This window comes from Gracilimonas mengyeensis (genome assembly GCF_900182705.1).
Classification (GTDB): Bacteria; Bacteroidota; Rhodothermia; order Balneolales; family Balneolaceae; genus Gracilimonas; species Gracilimonas mengyeensis.
The window spans coordinates 287,308-302,731 of record NZ_FXTP01000002.1; the positions used below are offsets into that span (position 1 = coordinate 287,308).

The 15,424-nt window shown below is 43.0% G+C and carries 14 protein-coding genes; 9 read left to right on the forward strand and 5 right to left on the reverse strand.

What is annotated here, in order from left to right:
- Positions 1 to 235: 235 nt before the first annotated feature.
- Together FN815_RS03550 and FN815_RS03555 are read right to left on the reverse strand one after the other, a co-directional pair.
- Complete coding sequence (locus FN815_RS03550; protein ID WP_142453232.1) at positions 236 to 1,018, reverse strand: PaeR7I family type II restriction endonuclease; 783 nt, start codon at positions 1,016 to 1,018, stop codon at positions 236 to 238.
- A complete protein-coding gene (locus tag FN815_RS03555; protein WP_221930228.1) occupies positions 1,011 to 2,000 on the reverse strand; it encodes a DNA-methyltransferase in 990 nt (329 codons plus the stop codon). The genes FN815_RS03550 and FN815_RS03555 overlap by 8 nt, the downstream gene beginning before the upstream one ends.
- Positions 2,001 to 2,129: 129 nt before the next feature.
- Here FN815_RS03555 and FN815_RS03560 point away from each other — a divergent pair, with 129 nt between their 5' ends.
- The 6 genes from FN815_RS03560 to FN815_RS03585 all read left to right on the forward strand — a co-directional run bounded on the left by FN815_RS03560 (position 2,130) and on the right by FN815_RS03585 (position 8,053).
- The gene (locus FN815_RS03560; RefSeq protein WP_142453233.1) at positions 2,130 to 2,810 is read left to right on the forward strand and encodes an AbiU2 domain-containing protein; all 681 of its coding nucleotides are present in this window, start codon (positions 2,130 to 2,132) and stop codon (positions 2,808 to 2,810) included.
- A 304-nt stretch (positions 2,811 to 3,114) separates the two neighbouring features.
- Positions 3,115 to 3,432 (forward strand): type II toxin-antitoxin system RelE/ParE family toxin, encoded by a 318-nt coding sequence (locus FN815_RS03565; RefSeq protein WP_142453234.1) that lies wholly within the window; start codon positions 3,115 to 3,117, stop codon positions 3,430 to 3,432.
- Positions 3,429 to 3,716: a NadS family protein gene (nadS, locus tag FN815_RS03570; RefSeq protein ID WP_142453235.1), complete on the forward strand. Its 288-nt coding sequence runs from the start codon at positions 3,429 to 3,431 to the stop codon at positions 3,714 to 3,716. Before FN815_RS03565 ends, nadS begins: the two co-directional genes overlap by 4 nt.
- A 222-nt stretch (positions 3,717 to 3,938) precedes the next feature.
- Positions 3,939 to 6,176 (forward strand): phosphoribosylformylglycinamidine synthase subunit PurL, encoded by a 2,238-nt coding sequence (gene purL, locus FN815_RS03575; protein ID WP_142453236.1) that lies wholly within the window; start codon positions 3,939 to 3,941, stop codon positions 6,174 to 6,176.
- A 99-nt stretch (positions 6,177 to 6,275) separates the two neighbouring features.
- Entirely contained in the window at positions 6,276 to 6,995 is a 720-nt protein-coding gene (locus FN815_RS03580) for an SDR family oxidoreductase (protein ID WP_142453237.1), read from the forward strand.
- 167 nt (positions 6,996 to 7,162) lie between these two features.
- The gene (locus FN815_RS03585; RefSeq protein ID WP_142453238.1) at positions 7,163 to 8,053 is read left to right on the forward strand and encodes a PIG-L family deacetylase; all 891 of its coding nucleotides are present in this window, start codon (positions 7,163 to 7,165) and stop codon (positions 8,051 to 8,053) included.
- 77 nt (positions 8,054 to 8,130) lie between these two features.
- On the opposite strand, the gene FN815_RS03590 is transcribed toward FN815_RS03585, so the two are convergent.
- Genes FN815_RS03590 through FN815_RS03600 form a run of 3 tightly spaced genes read right to left on the reverse strand, consistent with a single transcriptional unit; the run spans position 8,131 to position 10,191 of the window.
- Entirely contained in the window at positions 8,131 to 8,895 is a 765-nt protein-coding gene (locus FN815_RS03590) for an SIMPL domain-containing protein (RefSeq protein WP_246075134.1), read from the reverse strand.
- Positions 8,846 to 9,469 (reverse strand): hypothetical protein, encoded by a 624-nt coding sequence (locus FN815_RS03595; protein ID WP_142453240.1) that lies wholly within the window; start codon positions 9,467 to 9,469, stop codon positions 8,846 to 8,848. The genes FN815_RS03590 and FN815_RS03595 overlap by 50 nt, the downstream gene beginning before the upstream one ends.
- A complete protein-coding gene (locus tag FN815_RS03600; protein ID WP_142453241.1) occupies positions 9,469 to 10,191 on the reverse strand; it encodes an SGNH/GDSL hydrolase family protein in 723 nt (240 codons plus the stop codon). The genes FN815_RS03595 and FN815_RS03600 overlap by 1 nt, the downstream gene beginning before the upstream one ends.
- A 231-nt stretch (positions 10,192 to 10,422) precedes the next feature.
- Here FN815_RS03600 and FN815_RS03605 point away from each other — a divergent pair, with 231 nt between their 5' ends.
- The 3 genes from FN815_RS03605 to dnaJ all read left to right on the forward strand — a co-directional run bounded on the left by FN815_RS03605 (position 10,423) and on the right by dnaJ (position 15,342).
- Positions 10,423 to 13,335 (forward strand): TonB-dependent receptor, encoded by a 2,913-nt coding sequence (locus tag FN815_RS03605; protein ID WP_142453242.1) that lies wholly within the window; start codon positions 10,423 to 10,425, stop codon positions 13,333 to 13,335.
- A gap of 242 nt (positions 13,336 to 13,577) precedes the next feature.
- The gene (locus FN815_RS03610) at positions 13,578 to 14,141 is read left to right on the forward strand and encodes a nucleotide exchange factor GrpE (protein ID WP_142453243.1); all 564 of its coding nucleotides are present in this window, start codon (positions 13,578 to 13,580) and stop codon (positions 14,139 to 14,141) included.
- 10 nt (positions 14,142 to 14,151) lie between these two features.
- On the forward strand, positions 14,152 to 15,342 hold the full coding sequence (gene dnaJ, locus FN815_RS03615) for a molecular chaperone DnaJ (RefSeq protein ID WP_142453244.1): 1,191 nt from the start codon (positions 14,152 to 14,154) through the stop codon (positions 15,340 to 15,342).
- Positions 15,343 to 15,424 lie beyond the last annotated feature (82 nt).

A 15,424-nucleotide genomic window follows, 5' to 3' on the forward strand; every position in this document is an offset into this window, starting at 1 on the left:
CAATAGCGATAGGTGAAGATATAGCCTGCATTCTGTGCTCATTGTCCTCCGGTCCGCATGGCCAATTGGAAATCCCGAATCGTTGCAAGTTATCTGACCATATTATGCGGATTTCAAAAAATCCAAATCCGTATAACATTGGGAAAACAGGGGTTTACTTGGTTTTTAGGGGCATTTGGAATATTATGCGTCTTGTTATTGCAGATTAGTAAATCTGCTTAATACTATGTTAGGGTTACTTTTCAATCATTTCAATAGCTGATAATAAATGGCCCGCAAAACTAGAGAAGAGTGACTTAGGGCTGATGCTTTTATTAACAACTTTATAATATCCATCTTTAATTCCATCATCTTCTTTAGATAGAATAAGGCACGCAGAATTATATAGCTTTTCAGTTATGAGCCTTTGCATAAGAATTGAATACCTAGTTGCATAAGATGCATCTTCAAATTCTGGAAAAACTTTATAGTACTCTTCATCAACGCGTACTGAGGTTGTAGATCCGTCACTTTCTTCTAATAACATTAAATAACCAAGAAAAGGTTGTATTGTAATATCTGAGTCTTTCTTTTCTTTCAATAATTTTTTGGATGCGAGATTTTTGACATTAAATGCTTTCTCTCTATGGGCAGTCCAAAAATCTGATGCCGAACCGATTGATTCCTCTGATCTATTGTTAAAATTGTTCCCAAATGAACCCACTTGAGATTTTAATTCAAAAACGGCTAATAAATGCCCCTCATGAAAAACAATCGCATCCCATGACTTAGTAGGCCTGAAGTATCCGGGAATCGTTAAAGTTTTTCTGCCAGTAATTACTACCGATGATTCAGGAAGTCCACAATGGACTGCCACATTTTTAATTATTTGAGTAAATCCGTCTAAATTTTTCCCTCCAATTACAGCACCCCTACTTCCTTCTTGAGAGCTTGTTTTACCATTAGACCGTGTTTGCCAAAATACTTTTATTGATTCCTTGATATCCTCTTCAAGAGTTTTAGGTAAGAGATCACTCATCAATCCTAAGTTCTATGTTAATATTTTCATTGTTTAGTAAATCTAAGTGCCCTCTAACTCTTTTGTAAGCTTTCCTCAAATAACCTGCATTTATGTCAAAGCCCATAGAATTACGACCATAATCACAACAAGACATTATAGTAGTACCGCTTCCTACAAAAGGATCGATAACAGTATCTCCTACAAAGCTAAACATCTGTACTAGCCTATCAGTAACTTTTTTGGGATATGGCGCAGGGTGAAATTTCGATGAAGTACCAGTTACATTCCAAATTTGTGTGTACCATTTATTAAAATTCTCTTCACTAATTATAGAAAGTTTTCGTTGGGTTTTTGATGGACTTCTATAACCCCCTGGTTTTCGAAGCATTAAGATATACTCGATATCGTGCTTAATTATGCCATTTGGCTCATATGGTTTTCCCAAAAATTTTGAGTTACCGTTTACCTCAAAAGATGCATTAGAAATTTTATGCCAAAAAATAGGGGCTAAATTATCAAAACCTATTTTTTCGCAATTTACCTGAATATCAGCGTGAAGAGGTACAACTTTATGTCTTCCAAACTTTCTTCTGGAAAGTAAAACATCTCCAACAATGACTATCAATCTACCACCAGGCTCAAGTACTCTTAGTGTTTCTGACCAAACCTTATTTAACTCTGTATGGAAATCTTGATAATGATCAATGTTGCCAAGCTGATTATCAAAATCATCATACTTTTTGAGATTCCAGTACGGAGGTGAAGTTATTGCAAGCTGTATTGATTCATCTTCTAGAAAGCTAAGATCTCTCGCATCTTTTTTTGCAAGCACATGGTTGGTTTCAAGTTGTGAAACTTTCTGTCTTAGTTTTTCAATTTTTACTTTGTCTTTAGCAATCGCAGGAATTGCTTTATCTAATTCTTTTACTGTTAATACTTTTTCAGCCATTTCTTTTTTTACCAAAATACAATAGTTCAGTAACCCTAACAAGCGTTTCAAGTCGGACGCAGGTAGGGTTCGTTGGAAAACTTGTGGGCAATAAAATAAATCAGTTACTTCAACAAAAACCGAAAACCCGCGCCGCTTAAACGCCGGGCCGTTATATGGCTTTACTTTAATCCAATCATTATGCCATTTAGAATTAACAGTTCTGAGGAATTTGAAAGACTTTTGGAAGGAATAGCAGATGATCTAGTCCATGCCAAGATTCATTTTCGTTTACATCAGGATCTTTCTAAATCAATAAAAGAATATGAACGCGAGTTTAATGAATCACGCACATTTTGGTTTCTCACTTTTCGTGCTCAATATGATGCCTGTGTATTTAGACTGTGCCGAGCATATGATCAGAATGATTCAGCTCTACATCTAAACAACTGGTTAAAAATTATAAGCCGAAATATAAAACTTTTTGAAGTTGATGAGTTTAGAACCAGACTCAAAGATAATACATTTGTAGAAAGTCTGGCCGTGAATGTAAAAAAGCCCAACATTGAACAACTTAAAAAAGATATCAAGGCTACAAGTAACAAGAACTCACTTGTTAAGAAACTTACTATACTTCGGAATAACATTTTCGCACATCGAAATGCAAAGCTTACTATGGATAACCGCAATATTCTAGAAGAAAGACCTATAAAAACTGGTGAAATAGAAAAGCTTTTAGATCAAGGTATTGAAATCTTAAATAGGTATAGCAAACTATTCAAAGCTTTATCCTATTCGACACAGATTGTTGGACATGATGATTACAAATATGTATTGGAAGCAATAAAGAAAGATATCAAAAGGTTTGAAACTCGAAGTTAGGTACCATAAAAACAAAGAGCCATATAACAAGGCGTTACTCTTGGTTGAGAGTCAAGAAATAGTACAAAATATCCCTCATCAGCCATACCTTCTCTGGATTTAAATCGGACGGGGTGCGATGGAAACTTGTTTGCAAGCAATTAATTTCGCTACTTCAAAAGAAATCCTAATCCCCGCGCAGTTTAAACGCTGGTCCGTATTTGCCTAAACTCTACTTCGATATCTACCCAGGTAAGCGTTCTCATTCATTAGTTGCGAATTGTGCGTCATTGGCGTACTTTTCTGAGCAACACAGCGTTAGCTAATGGAATTTTTTGAAACGTCCATTTTTACTAAACTAATTCAAAAACTTCTCAGGGATAAGGAATATCACCTGCTTCAATTACAGTTATCTGTGCGACCAGAATCTGGTGACATTATTAAGGGAAGTGGTGGCATCCGAAAGCTGAGATGGGCTGGATCAGGACGTGGAAAACGAGGTGGCATCCGGGTGATTTATTACTACATCACCGAGGATGAAAAAATTTATATGCTTTATGCATATCCAAAGAGTAAACAGGATGATCTCACTGCAGATCAACTCAAGCAATTGAAACAACTAGTTGAGGACCAATTGTCATGAAAGATGAAATGTTTAATGAACTGCTCGAAAGTGTAAAGCAAGCCGGAGATATTCGGAAAGGTAAACGTGAACCATCCAGGTATTCAATAATTGAAGAACCTGATGTTGTAGCGATCCGCGAAAAGTACGATATGACCCAGCAAGAATTTTCTTCACTTCTTGGAATCAGTGTGGGTACACTCAGAAATTGGGAACAAGGAAGGCGAAAGCCACAGGGTCCGGCAAAAGTGCTATTGAAAATTGCGGAAAAGAGACCCAAAGCAATTTTAGATTCTTTGTCGTAAGACAATCGTCAAATAATCAGCGGCTCAACCGGAGGGTATTTTAATTTCAGTCATTGGAGAGCTGTTTGATCCGCCGGTTAGCCGCCACACGGTTATATCCTCCATTTCTTCCCTCAAGATTTTCTTTTAGAGCCTTTTCTCAAATAATCGTACCTTCTGTTCCGTCTTAACTCGTCCGGCTGTTTTGAGCCGGATCAATCCAATTCCAACCAAATATCCACAATGTCTAACACTGCCATTCAGGAACCGGAAGTAAACCTGGAACTCGCCCTCGAACACGGTCTTAACGAAGAAGAATATGAGATGATAAAGTCCCGGTTGGGACGTACCCCCACTTTTACCGAGTTGGGTGTGTATTCCGTGATGTGGAGCGAACACTGTTCCTACAAAAACTCCATCGTTGAGTTAAAGAAATTACCCTCCGAAGGAGAAAACCTGTTGGTGGGAGCCGGTGAAGAAAATGCCGGCCTGGTAGATTTAGGCGATGGACTCGGTTGCGCCTTCAAGATCGAAAGCCACAATCACCCCTCAGCTATTGAACCTTACCAGGGAGCTGCAACGGGGGTAGGTGGTATTCACCGCGATATTTTTACCATGGGCGCACGTCCCGTAGCCAGCCTCAATTCGCTTCGTTTTGGTTCGATGGAAAATCCACGGGTGCGCTACCTGCTGGATGGCGTGGTACGCGGCATCGGTGATTACGGAAACTCGTTTGGCGTGCCTGTGATTGCCGGGGAAGTTTGTTTTGATGAAAGTTACGAAGGCAACCCGCTGGTAAATGCCATGAGTATCGGATTGGTGAAAGAGGGCGAAACCGCCTCTGCTATTGCAAAAGGCATTGGCAATCCTGTGATTATCGTAGGTGCCAGTACGGGAAGGGATGGTATCCACGGGGCGACCTTTGCATCCGAAGAAATTAGTGAGGAAAGCGAAGCCAAACGTCCCAGTGTGCAGGTAGGCGACCCTTTCACTGAAAAACTGTTGCTGGAAGCCAGCCTTGAAGTCCTCAAAACCGGTGCCGTTGTGGGAATGCAGGATATGGGTGCGGCAGGTATTGCCTGTTCTTCTTCTGAGATGACAGCCAAAGGTGGTCAGGGTATGAACGTTGATCTCGATAAAGTACCCGCCCGCGAAGATGGCATGACGGCTTACGAACTGCTGCTTTCCGAAAGTCAGGAGCGTATGCTGATTGTAGCCGAAAAAGGCCGTGAGCAGGAAGTAATTGATGTATATGAAAAATGGGATCTCCACGGTGTGGTGATTGGTGAAGTAGTGGAAGGCGACAAAGTAATCTATTGGAAAGAAGGCGAGATTAAAGCTGAAATCCCGGCCGACCACCTGGTGTTAGGCGGCGGTGCTCCGCAATATGTACGCGAAACCAAAAAGCCTGCCTATTTGGATGAGGTGCAAGCTTTTGATTCCAACTCGCTGGAGCATCCCGAAGATCACACCGAAACCCTGAAGAAATTATTGAGCTCGCCCAATATCGCCTCCAAGCGATGGGTACACGAGCAGTACGACACTACGGTACGAACCAACACGGTAACGCCTCCCGGTGCTTCCGATTCTGGTGTGATTCGCATCAAAGACAGCAAAAAAGGCTTGGTAGCCAAAACCGATTGCAACGGCCGGTATGTATATCTGAATCCACGGAAAGGCGGACAGATTGCCGTAGCAGAATCAGCTCGTAATGTAGTTTGTTCTGGTGCCAAGCCGATGGCTATCACCAACTGCCTGAACTTTGGAAATCCCTATAAGCCGGAAGTGTACTGGACGTTCAAAGAAGCGCTCGGCGGAATGAGCGATGCCTGTAAAGCATTGAATACCCCCGTAACCGGCGGTAACGTGAGTTTCTATAATGAAAATCCAAATGGCGCTATTTTCCCTTCACCGATCATCGGTATGCTTGGGGTGATGGAGGATGTGGAAAAACATACCACCACCCCAGCTTTCAAAAACGATGGCGACCTGGTGCTTTACATCGGAGCTGAACGTAAAGGTTTGGGCGGCAGCGAATATCTGAAAGTGCTGCATGGCCTTACCTCTGGTGATGCTCCCGAGATTGATCTCGACTTTGAAGTGAAGTTGCAGGAAGCACTGCTAACAGCTATTAAATTGGGTCTGATTACCGCCGCCCATGACATCTCTGACGGCGGCCTGGCAACTACCCTTGCAGAAATGGCCATTTTTGGCAAGAAGGGAGCAAAAATATCGGTAGATACCCTAACAGGCACTCCGCATGAAGTGCTGTTTAGCGAGGCACAATCAGGCGTAGTGATTACGATCCCAGCTGCAAAATTGCACACTGTAAAGCATCACTTTGATGAAGCCGGTGTTCCGGTTTTTGAATTGGGAGAAGTTGGCAAAGATCAGCTTATCATCAAAGATATGCTTACACTGGATGTGGCTGAATCTGAAGAGCTGTATGAAAATGTGATTCCTAAAGCGATGGAAGTGTAGTTTAGCTTTAAATCTTGTCTGAATTCCGTTAGACAGGAACGAAAAAACGGGCGTTCTGCTTGTATGATGTGACTATTCATAAAGAGAAAAAATCACATCATGGAAGATACAACAGTACTAATTGTAGGCGGTTCTGGCGGTATAGGTCGGGAAAGCGCCAAGCTATTCGCAAAATCCGGAGCTAAAGTAATTATAGCAGCTCGCAATAAGGAAAAACTGGACGAAACAGTCAAAAGCATAAACACCAACCGTGGAAAAGTCTATGCCATTGAGGTAGACGCCACGGATCAGGAATCGGTGCAGAGCATGGCCAATACCATCAAAGAGAAATACGGTGAAATAGACGTGCTGGTGAATGCATTTGGCCAGGGACTCATCCAGCCGTTCATGGATATTGATCCCAAAGATGCTAAAGAAATCATTGATGTAAATGTATATGGTACATTTTTGGTCACCCAAACCGTGATGGGGATCATGAGTGAAGATGGCCCGAATAATGTGATCATGTTTCCGGGTACGATGGGGAAATACGTGATGAAAAATGCATCGGTTTATGCAGCCTCCAAATTTGCTATTCAGGGTTTCACGAAATCGTTGGTGGAAGAACAGCGTCGTGGTAATACCAAGTTCTCACTCTTATATCTCGGAGGAGTGAATACTGCTTTTTGGGATGATGAACGAGTAAAAATGAAAGTAAAGAAAGAAGCGATGCTTGATCCCGAGGAAATTGCCAAAGTGGTGTTTTATGCCGTAAGCCAGCCTTCAGCTTCGGTAATGAATGAAGTGGTGATACAGCCGGAAAGCCACCAGCTGGTTTAGTAGCTATTGATAAAATTCCGTTAAGATGACGTAGGTCGGACAGTTTTGTCCGACCTTTTTTTTGATCCCATTTATTGCCTGTAGTTCTTCAGTTTATTACGAACTTTCCAATCTCCCAAATCACCCCTACCTTTGGGAGGTTCGAATATCAATCAAGAAGACCTTCCATGAAGAGACTATTTTTGCTATCTGTTTTTCTTATTTCTGCATCCGTAGCTTTTGCGCAGGATTCCCTCCTTAACTATCAACCCAAAGTACTGCTGGTAACGGCTCATCCCGATGATGACGCCTTATTTTCAGCTACCATTTTCAAAACCACGAAGTTGCTGAATGGTAAAGTAGATCTGGCGCTGATGACCAACGGCGAAGGTGGCTACACCTATTCTACCCTGGGGAACTACATCTACAACAAAGAGCTGGATAAAGAAGAAATCGGACGGCAGTATTTACCCGGTATCCGCAAGCAGGAACTGATGGCAGGGGGTGAAATTGTGGGCATCCGGAATTACTTCTTTTTTGATCAGCCCGATTTTTATTACACTGAGGATGTGGAAGAAACCCTGGAGAAGTGGAATACAGATTGGGTACACGAGCGCATGGTGCAGATTTTGGAAGAAGGCGACTATGATTTCATGTTCCTGATGTTGCCCTTTGAAGAGTTTCATGGCCATCACAAAGCATCGGCAGTATTGGGACTTCGGGCTATGCAGGAGCTTCCTGAAGAAGACCGTCCTATTGTATTGCAAGGCATTATCAGAAGAGGGGACGGACCGGGCATGTCGTTTACGCAAATGCCGGGTTATCCTGAGACCAAAGTGATGGAAGGAGAAATCTTTGAATTTGACCGCAGCCAAACCTTTGGCGCCAACGACCGCATGAATTATAACATCATTTCTAACTGGGTGATTGCTGAACATAAATCACAAGGCACTATGCAGTTACTGATGCAAACCGGCGATAAGGTGGTAGAGCAATACTGGTACAATGCCATCAACGGAGAGGGAAACCTGAAGAAAACGGCTGAGTATTTTGAAGCGGTAAATGCGGCCCAGCCGTAAGTTGGTTATTAGTTATTAGTGTAATGAAAAATGGTGAGAATACGATTAACAATTTACCATTACACCATTAACCAACCTCACTCGATAAAATAGCTGATGTTTACGCTGGCTTGTATCTCTACTTTTTGAGAAAAGTCCATCATTGAAGCATCTGAAGAGGCTCTTGACATCATTTCCATGGCTTGGGCTTTGCGCGGAACTCCAATTTGATGGTCCGAATAGTGAATGGTTGAAACGTTACCCAATTCTACACCTGAAGTTTTAGCAATCAGCTCAGCCCGTTGCTTAGCAGCCTCAATAGCTGAAATCAATGCTTTTTCTTTGCCCTCATCAATTTTGGTAGAAGAAAACTGGCCGTTAAAAGAATCAAACTCATTTTCAATGAGGGTAAGCTGAATTTTTTCGTACAGGCTGAAATCTTCAAAAGTGATACTCACCGATTGGTTGGTGGCTGTAACATACTCGGGCTTTTCATTACTGGCATACCGGTTGCCGCTTACTTGACGTCGGTTCATGCGCACGGGCTCGTAATCAATATTTTCATCCTTGATATTCAAATCTTTTAAAAGGCTGGCTAAAAGGGATTCTCTTTTCTTGTGCAGCTCAAAAGCTTCTTCGGGTGTTTTGCCTTCCGCATTTACATTCACATTAAAAATAATCAGGTCGGCCGGCAGCAATTCAGAGGCTCCCATGTTAATGGTGATGGTGCGCTTTTCTACCGGTTGCTGAGCCAAAGTAGTACAGCTTATCCCAAAAAAGAGAAGACTAACGGTTAAAGTGATTTTGCCAAGCTTACTTCCAGTCGAGGCCATATTCTTTCTTGATTTTTTGTACATCTTCATAGCTTTTTCCTTGGTTGATTTTAAACACCCGGTTGCCAAACTGATCATGTTCTTCAACTTTGTAACCGGCTCTGTACCAACTCTCTAAGACCTCCAAATATTGTTGTTTTTTTTGTTTGTTTTTGATCATGAATCCAAAGCGATCTTCACTGCCATCCGGATGGGTAATCAACACAAACAATAGAACCCTGCTGGAAAACCATTGAAATGATTGCATGGTGTTAATCCTTATTTTTGTTTGCTGATGGAGATGAATTGGGGAGCCTGGAAACTGATCCGGATTTCTTTTAGGGGTGATTTCAATCTGATTTTCCTTAAAAGTTACGATGCCTGCATTTCGGCTAAAAAAGTAGGCAAAAAATGCCAGTATGTATCCAACGATTAGTGCGATAAGAGAAAGCAGTTCGGTCCATTCGGGTAGTCCCAGTTCAAAAAAATCCAGAACAAAAAATGAGATTATAAGAACGGCTGTAATCCCCATAATCACCCTGAATGATTTGCTTTCGGTAAAAGTAACTTTCCCGGTTAAAGGGTCTTCTTTGTTTTGTACATCAACTAAACTGAATTCAGCCATTACTCTCTGAGAATTTTAGTTACAGTAGGAAGCATTTCTTCTACCCACATGGCATACATACTGGCAGAAGGATGCAAATTATCGGAAGCCAATAAACCCCGGTCATTGGCAGCAAGCTCCGATATTGGGGTGATATCAACGAAAGAAACCCCATACTCTTGGCTTATATTATGGGCAATGTTATTATAAATCTCAATCTCTTCTGCAATACGGGCCGTGTCTCTGGATTGGGCAAAGGGGGTAACGCCATAGTTGGGGATGGAAAGCACCCACACATTTTGGATATTTCCTCCCGCAAAGGCAATGGCTTGTTCCAGTAAAACGCGAAATTCCTCTTCGTAAAGTTCGATTTCCAGCCCCTGATATTGATTATTCACTCCAATCAAAAGAGATACCATGTCATAGCTGGAGTCAGGTTGGGCATCTTCAATTCCAAGCAGCAAATCGGTAGTGGTCCAGCCATTGGTAGCAATAATGGCCGTGGTATCTATCGGGAAGTTTCTTTGAGCCAGTGAGTCGGTTAACTGATGGGGATAGTTATTAACAGGGTCAATACCCGTACCGATAGTGTAAGAATCTCCCAGGGCAAGGTACCGGAATGACTCTGTTGATGAAGCAGGGGGTACTTCAGGTTCTGTGTTAGTACACTGTATAAGGCTAAAAGTGGTTAAAAAAGTCAGGATGAGTTTTACCGTAAGCTGCAGGGCAGGAGTGAAGTTCATAAAATGTTATTTTAAATATGCTAAGGGTTTGCGCAGGGATAAGTTCTGTAAGATAGTAATGCCTCAATAAAAGTTATGGAAGCGCTTGCATTTATACCAAAAACACACGTTTATTTGAATATGAAGAAACTATGAAGATAAAAGCAATAAGGACGCTTCAATTTATCAAACCAGCCAATAAATAGTTTCGTGTGAAAAGGCGGAAAACAAAAATAAAATAGGATCAACAAAATGAGGAATAAACTACGATTAGTTTTTATACAATTTTTGGTGCTTATACTCGTAGGCGCTGCTTCAACAGAGATTCAGGCCAATAGCCTGGATCAAACCCAAATTTCTGGAATGGTGACCGATTCCAGCGGAGAGCCACTGGCCGGGGTAAACATCAGGGTAGAAGGAAAGGTAATTGGTACGGCCACCGGGGTAGATGGAACATTCAGCCTGAATGTTACCCAGGATCCGCCTCTAACACTTATTGTCTCTATTGTAGGGTTCAAAACTCAAAGAGTTGAAATTACGGAGGCGGTTGTGGAAGATCTGATCATAGAACTTCAGGAGGAAACGGTTTCCGGAGGCGATTTTGTGATATCAGCTTCACGGGTGGAGGAAAGCATACTGGAAGCCCCGGTAAGTATTGAGCGGCAGGATGTAATTCAAATTCGAACTACTGCTTCTGATGATTACTACAAAGCTCTTGCCAACCTGAAAGGGGTAGATATGACCACCAGCAGTATCAACTTTCAGATTATTAATTCCAGAGGATTTAACTCAACCGGTAATACCCGGATGGTACAGCTTACCGATGGGATGGACACGCAGGCACCGGCTCTCAATTTCCCAATTGGGAACCTGAATGGTCCTTCTCAACTTGATGTGGAAAGCATGGAATTTTTGCCAGGCGCTTCGTCGGCATTATATGGGCCCAATGCTTTTAACGGCATTCTTCTGGTAAACAGTAAAGATCCGTTTAGCTATCCTGGACTGAGTGTGATGGTTAAGTCTGGTGTGAATCATATAAACAGTCGCCCAGCCTTAGGTGAGCCGGAAGACCCACAACCGATGTATGAGACAGCCATCCGGTATGCGAAATCATTCAATAACAAGTTTGCCTTTAAAGTGAATTTCTCCTACTCACAGGCTGAAGACTGGAGAGGCATCAACTACGACGATAAAAATGCCTCATTGAATAGTGGCTTCCAAAGTAATCCAGCCTATGATGGCGTACACACTTATGGCGATGACGGTACTTTCAATATGGCATTACTGGGCCTCCCCGGACCAACACGTGCACAAATTGCAGCAGGAGTATCGCAGCAAACCGGTGTGCCACAGTCTGAAGTGGAGCAATATATGGCCGCTTTGCCATCTCAACCGGTATCACGCACAGGTTACCGTGAAGAGTACCTGGTAGAAAGTGACGCCAAGAACCTGAAATTTGGAACATCACTGCACTATCGGATTACGGATGCCGTAGAAGCAAGCTATACTTTTAATTACGGGTACGGAACCTCCGTATACAGTGGCGCGCAGCGCTATAGCCTGAAAGATTTCAATATCTCACAGCATAAAATTCAGTTTGACGGGGACAACTTCATGGTACGTGCCTATGGAACCTTTGAAAACTCCGGAGATTCTTACATCGCTGACTTTGTAGGCTTTTCGGTTAACGACCAATACATGAACACGCAGCAGTGGTTTGGTGCGTATGGAGGAACCTTTACCGGAGGTTTGATACAGGCCGCAGCTCAAGCACAAGGCGGTGACCCAACCTATAACCAGGCGACGGTGAATGCTATTCTAAGCAACACGGCTTTGGTGGGCCAATTCCACGCGGCCGCCCGAAATGCAGCCGATGCCAACCGTTATCAACCCGGAACCGAGGCATTCAATAATGCCAAAGAAGCAGCAACGCAAGCAGTAGTGCCTAACGGCGCCCTTTTTGATGATCAATCCCGCTTCCTGCATGCCGAAGGTCAGTATGATTTTAAAAACGAAATCGATTTTATGGACCTACAGGCTGGCTTGAGTTTCCGCCAGTACCAGCTGCGTTCTAACGGTACTATTTTTGATGATGAGGGAGGCGTAGATATCAACGAGTTTGGTGGATACCTGCAGGGCTCTAAATCTGTTTTAGATGACAGATTAAAGCTGACCGGGTCCGTTCGTTATGACAAAAACGAAAACTTCGACGGACAGTTTAACCCCAGAATTTCAGCCGTGATTAACGTAACGGACAACCAAAATATCCGGGCTTCCTATCAAACGGGATTCCGAAATCCCACTACACAGGGGCAATATATCGACCTGAACGTACTTACTGCGCGCTTGTTAGGAGGACTCCCTTACCTGGCTGAAAAATACAATATCACTGAGAATGCTTTTACGCTGGAGAGTGTAAACAATTTTACCACTGAATTGTTGGCAGGTAATCCCGCTGCAGCGGCAGAATTGGTTCCTTACACCAGTTTTGAACCGGTTAAACCTGAGCAAATCCAGTCATTCGAGATTGGCTACAAAGGCTTGCTGGGCGATAAGCTGTTTTTTGATATGGCTTATTACTATAACATTTACAATGACTTCATTGCTCAGTTCCGCGTACGAAAAGCTGCTGGACCATTTACAGGTAATCCACAGACCGATCAACAAGTGGCTGCTTCCTTACTTTCAGGAGATGCTTCCAATACATTCCAGATTTATGGAAACGTAGATGATGAAGTGGAATCACATGGTGCTGCCATCGGGTTTGATTACAGCTTGCCCGCAAACTTTAAACTGGGCGCCAACTATAACTGGAATAAGTTAATTACCGAGCAAGGCGACGGAGCCTATGTGTTTGATTATAACACACCGGAGCACAAGTTCAACGTGAGTTTCAGTAACCGAAGTCTGCTTGATAACCTCGGCTTCAATGTTACCTATCGCTGGCAGGATGAATTCCAGTGGGTGTCCTCTTTTGCTGATGGTATGGTGCCTGCCGTATCCACGATTGATGCGCAGGTCTCCTATAAGATTCCAAACCTGAATTCTATTGTAAAAGTGGGCGGAAGCAATGTGACCAACAACCGTCACTACCTGAATTATGGCGGACCAAGCCTGGGTGCTATCTATTACGTGTCGCTTACTTTCGACGAGTTCTTGAACTAAGAACAGCTTAAAAATCTAAAAACTAATAAGGAGGCCATTGTGCCTCCTTTTTTATTGGGATGATAACCCTGTAAGTCCGTCGGTTGGAAAATGCCTACCTTTGCAGCCGTGGCACGAGCATTGTGTGCATAATCTGAAATTCGTGACAATATTAGTCGTATTATCAAATTGGCAGAGCATGGCATACTATTTGCTCTGTATTTAGTGAAAAAAATTAAATCAATAATTCCGTTAAGAAGGAAATGAGTAAAGAAGAAATTTCGACAGAAGAAAAAGAGCAGGAGTTAGAATCCGCTCAAAATGGAGAAACTGCCGAAGAGCAAGCAGTTGAATCTGAAAAAGATGAAAAGGATGCTCGTATTGAAGAACTTGAAGAAGAATTGGCCTCTGCCAAAGACGGCATGCTCCGCAAAGCAGCTGAATTAGAGAATGTTCGTAAGCGTGTTAAGCGTGAACGGGTTCAGCTTTTTGAAGAAGCCAAAGCCGGTGCTCTGGAAGATTTTATGCCCATCGCCGATGACCTGATCCGGACCCTGAAGGCTGCTGAAGAATCAGAGATTGAGAACAGCTTTCTGGAAGGTGTACAGATGGTGGCTGATAAATTCAAAAACGTGCTCGAAAAGCATGGCGTTGAGCGCATTGATGAAACCGGCGTTCCTTTCGATGTAAACCTTCACGATGCCATGATGAAACAAGCCGCACCCGACGGTGATACACCAAGCGACACGGTTTTGCAGGTGCTGGAAAGCGGCTATAAAATCGGAGATCGCACCATACGTCATGCCAAAGTAATTGTAAGCGAATAAATTAGATTGTATGTCTACCAACAGAGATTACTACGAAATTTTAGGAGTTGATAAGAGCGCCTCAGAAGATGAAATCAAAAAGGCGTATCGGAAGAAAGCCATGAAATTTCACCCCGACCGCAACAAAGGGGATAGCGAGGCTGAAAAGAAATTCAAAGAGGCCTCCGAGGCTTACGAAGTACTCCGAGATAAAGAGAAGAGAGCTAAGTATGATCAATTCGGCCATGCCGGTGTAAATGGTCAGGGAGCCGGTGGCTTTGGCGGCGGCGGAGCCGACTTTGATAACATGGGCTTCGAAGATATTTTCAGCCGCTTCGGAGATATTTTTGGCAGCGGCTTTTTCGGTGAAGAAGCTTTTGGCGGTGGTGGTCGCAGAGGCCGTTCCCGCAGAAGTAAGGAGCCTGGCCAGCCAGGTTCGGATATGAAAATCCGTATGTCCCTTAAACTTGAAGAAATTGCTTTTGGTGCCGAGAAAAAGCTCAAGATCAAAAAGCAGATTAAGTGTGACTCTTGCGGAGGAACCGGAGCTGAAACCAATTCCGATTTCGAAACTTGCTCAACTTGTAATGGTATGGGCGAAGTCCGCCAGGTAACCCGCACCATGCTGGGACAAATGGTGAATGTACAAACATGCCCTACCTGTAATGGCGACGGTCGTATCATCAAGAATAAATGTAAGAAATGTAGTGGCGAAGGCCGGGTTAAAGGGGAAGAAACCATTAAGGTGAATATCCCATCTGGTGTTTCTGAAGGAAATTATATTACGCTTCGAGGCCAGGGTAATGCCGGGCGACGAGGCGGACCTGCCGGTGACCTGATTGTCTTAATTCAGGAAAAAGAACATGAAAACTTTAGCCGCGAAGGGAATAACATTTACTACAATCTGACTTTAAGTATTCCTGAAGCAGTGTTGGGTACAGAAAAGCAGGTGCCCACCCTTAAAGGAAAAGCCAAACTGAAAATAGATCCCGGAACGCAACCAGGCAAAATGCTGCGTATGAGAGGCCGAGGTATAAAAGGATTGAATAATTCCGGTGAGGGCGATCAATATGTACGCCTGAATGTATATATGCCGGAAAATCTGTCTGATTCAGAGCGTAAGGCAATGGAGTCGTTCAAAAAGTCTGATAACTTTTCCGCTTCCAACGCCAAGGGCAACGAGAAGAACTTCTTTTCGAAGATGAAAGATATGTTTGGGTAAGTTTTTAGGTGCAAGGTGTTTGGTGCTAGGTGTTAGGTTTTAGTTATATCGATAACTAAAACCTAATCACTAACACCTAAAA

Excerpts from the sequence above, each read along its gene's own strand:
- FN815_RS03610 (WP_142453243.1), top strand. The coding sequence starts at position 13,578 with ATGAGTAAAGAAGAAATTTCGACAGAAGAAAAAGAGCAGGAGTTAGAA.
- FN815_RS03590 (WP_246075134.1), bottom strand. The coding sequence starts at position 8,895 with ATGAAGATGTACAAAAAATCAAGAAAGAATATGGCCTCGACTGGAAGT.
- purL (WP_142453236.1), top strand. The coding sequence starts at position 3,939 with ATGTCTAACACTGCCATTCAGGAACCGGAAGTAAACCTGGAACTCGCC.
- FN815_RS03560 (WP_142453233.1), top strand. The coding sequence starts at position 2,130 with ATGCCATTTAGAATTAACAGTTCTGAGGAATTTGAAAGACTTTTGGAA.
- nadS (WP_142453235.1), top strand. The coding sequence starts at position 3,429 with ATGAAAGATGAAATGTTTAATGAACTGCTCGAAAGTGTAAAGCAAGCC.
- FN815_RS03600 (WP_142453241.1), bottom strand. The coding sequence starts at position 10,191 with ATGAACTTCACTCCTGCCCTGCAGCTTACGGTAAAACTCATCCTGACT.
- FN815_RS03580 (WP_142453237.1), top strand. The coding sequence starts at position 6,276 with ATGGAAGATACAACAGTACTAATTGTAGGCGGTTCTGGCGGTATAGGT.
- FN815_RS03605 (WP_142453242.1), top strand. The coding sequence starts at position 10,423 with ATGAGGAATAAACTACGATTAGTTTTTATACAATTTTTGGTGCTTATA.
- dnaJ (WP_142453244.1), top strand. The coding sequence starts at position 14,152 with ATGTCTACCAACAGAGATTACTACGAAATTTTAGGAGTTGATAAGAGC.
- FN815_RS03565 (WP_142453234.1), top strand. The coding sequence starts at position 3,115 with ATGGAATTTTTTGAAACGTCCATTTTTACTAAACTAATTCAAAAACTT.
- FN815_RS03550 (WP_142453232.1), bottom strand. The coding sequence starts at position 1,018 with ATGAGTGATCTCTTACCTAAAACTCTTGAAGAGGATATCAAGGAATCA.
- FN815_RS03595 (WP_142453240.1), bottom strand. The coding sequence starts at position 9,469 with ATGGCTGAATTCAGTTTAGTTGATGTACAAAACAAAGAAGACCCTTTA.
- FN815_RS03585 (WP_142453238.1), top strand. The coding sequence starts at position 7,163 with ATGAAGAGACTATTTTTGCTATCTGTTTTTCTTATTTCTGCATCCGTA.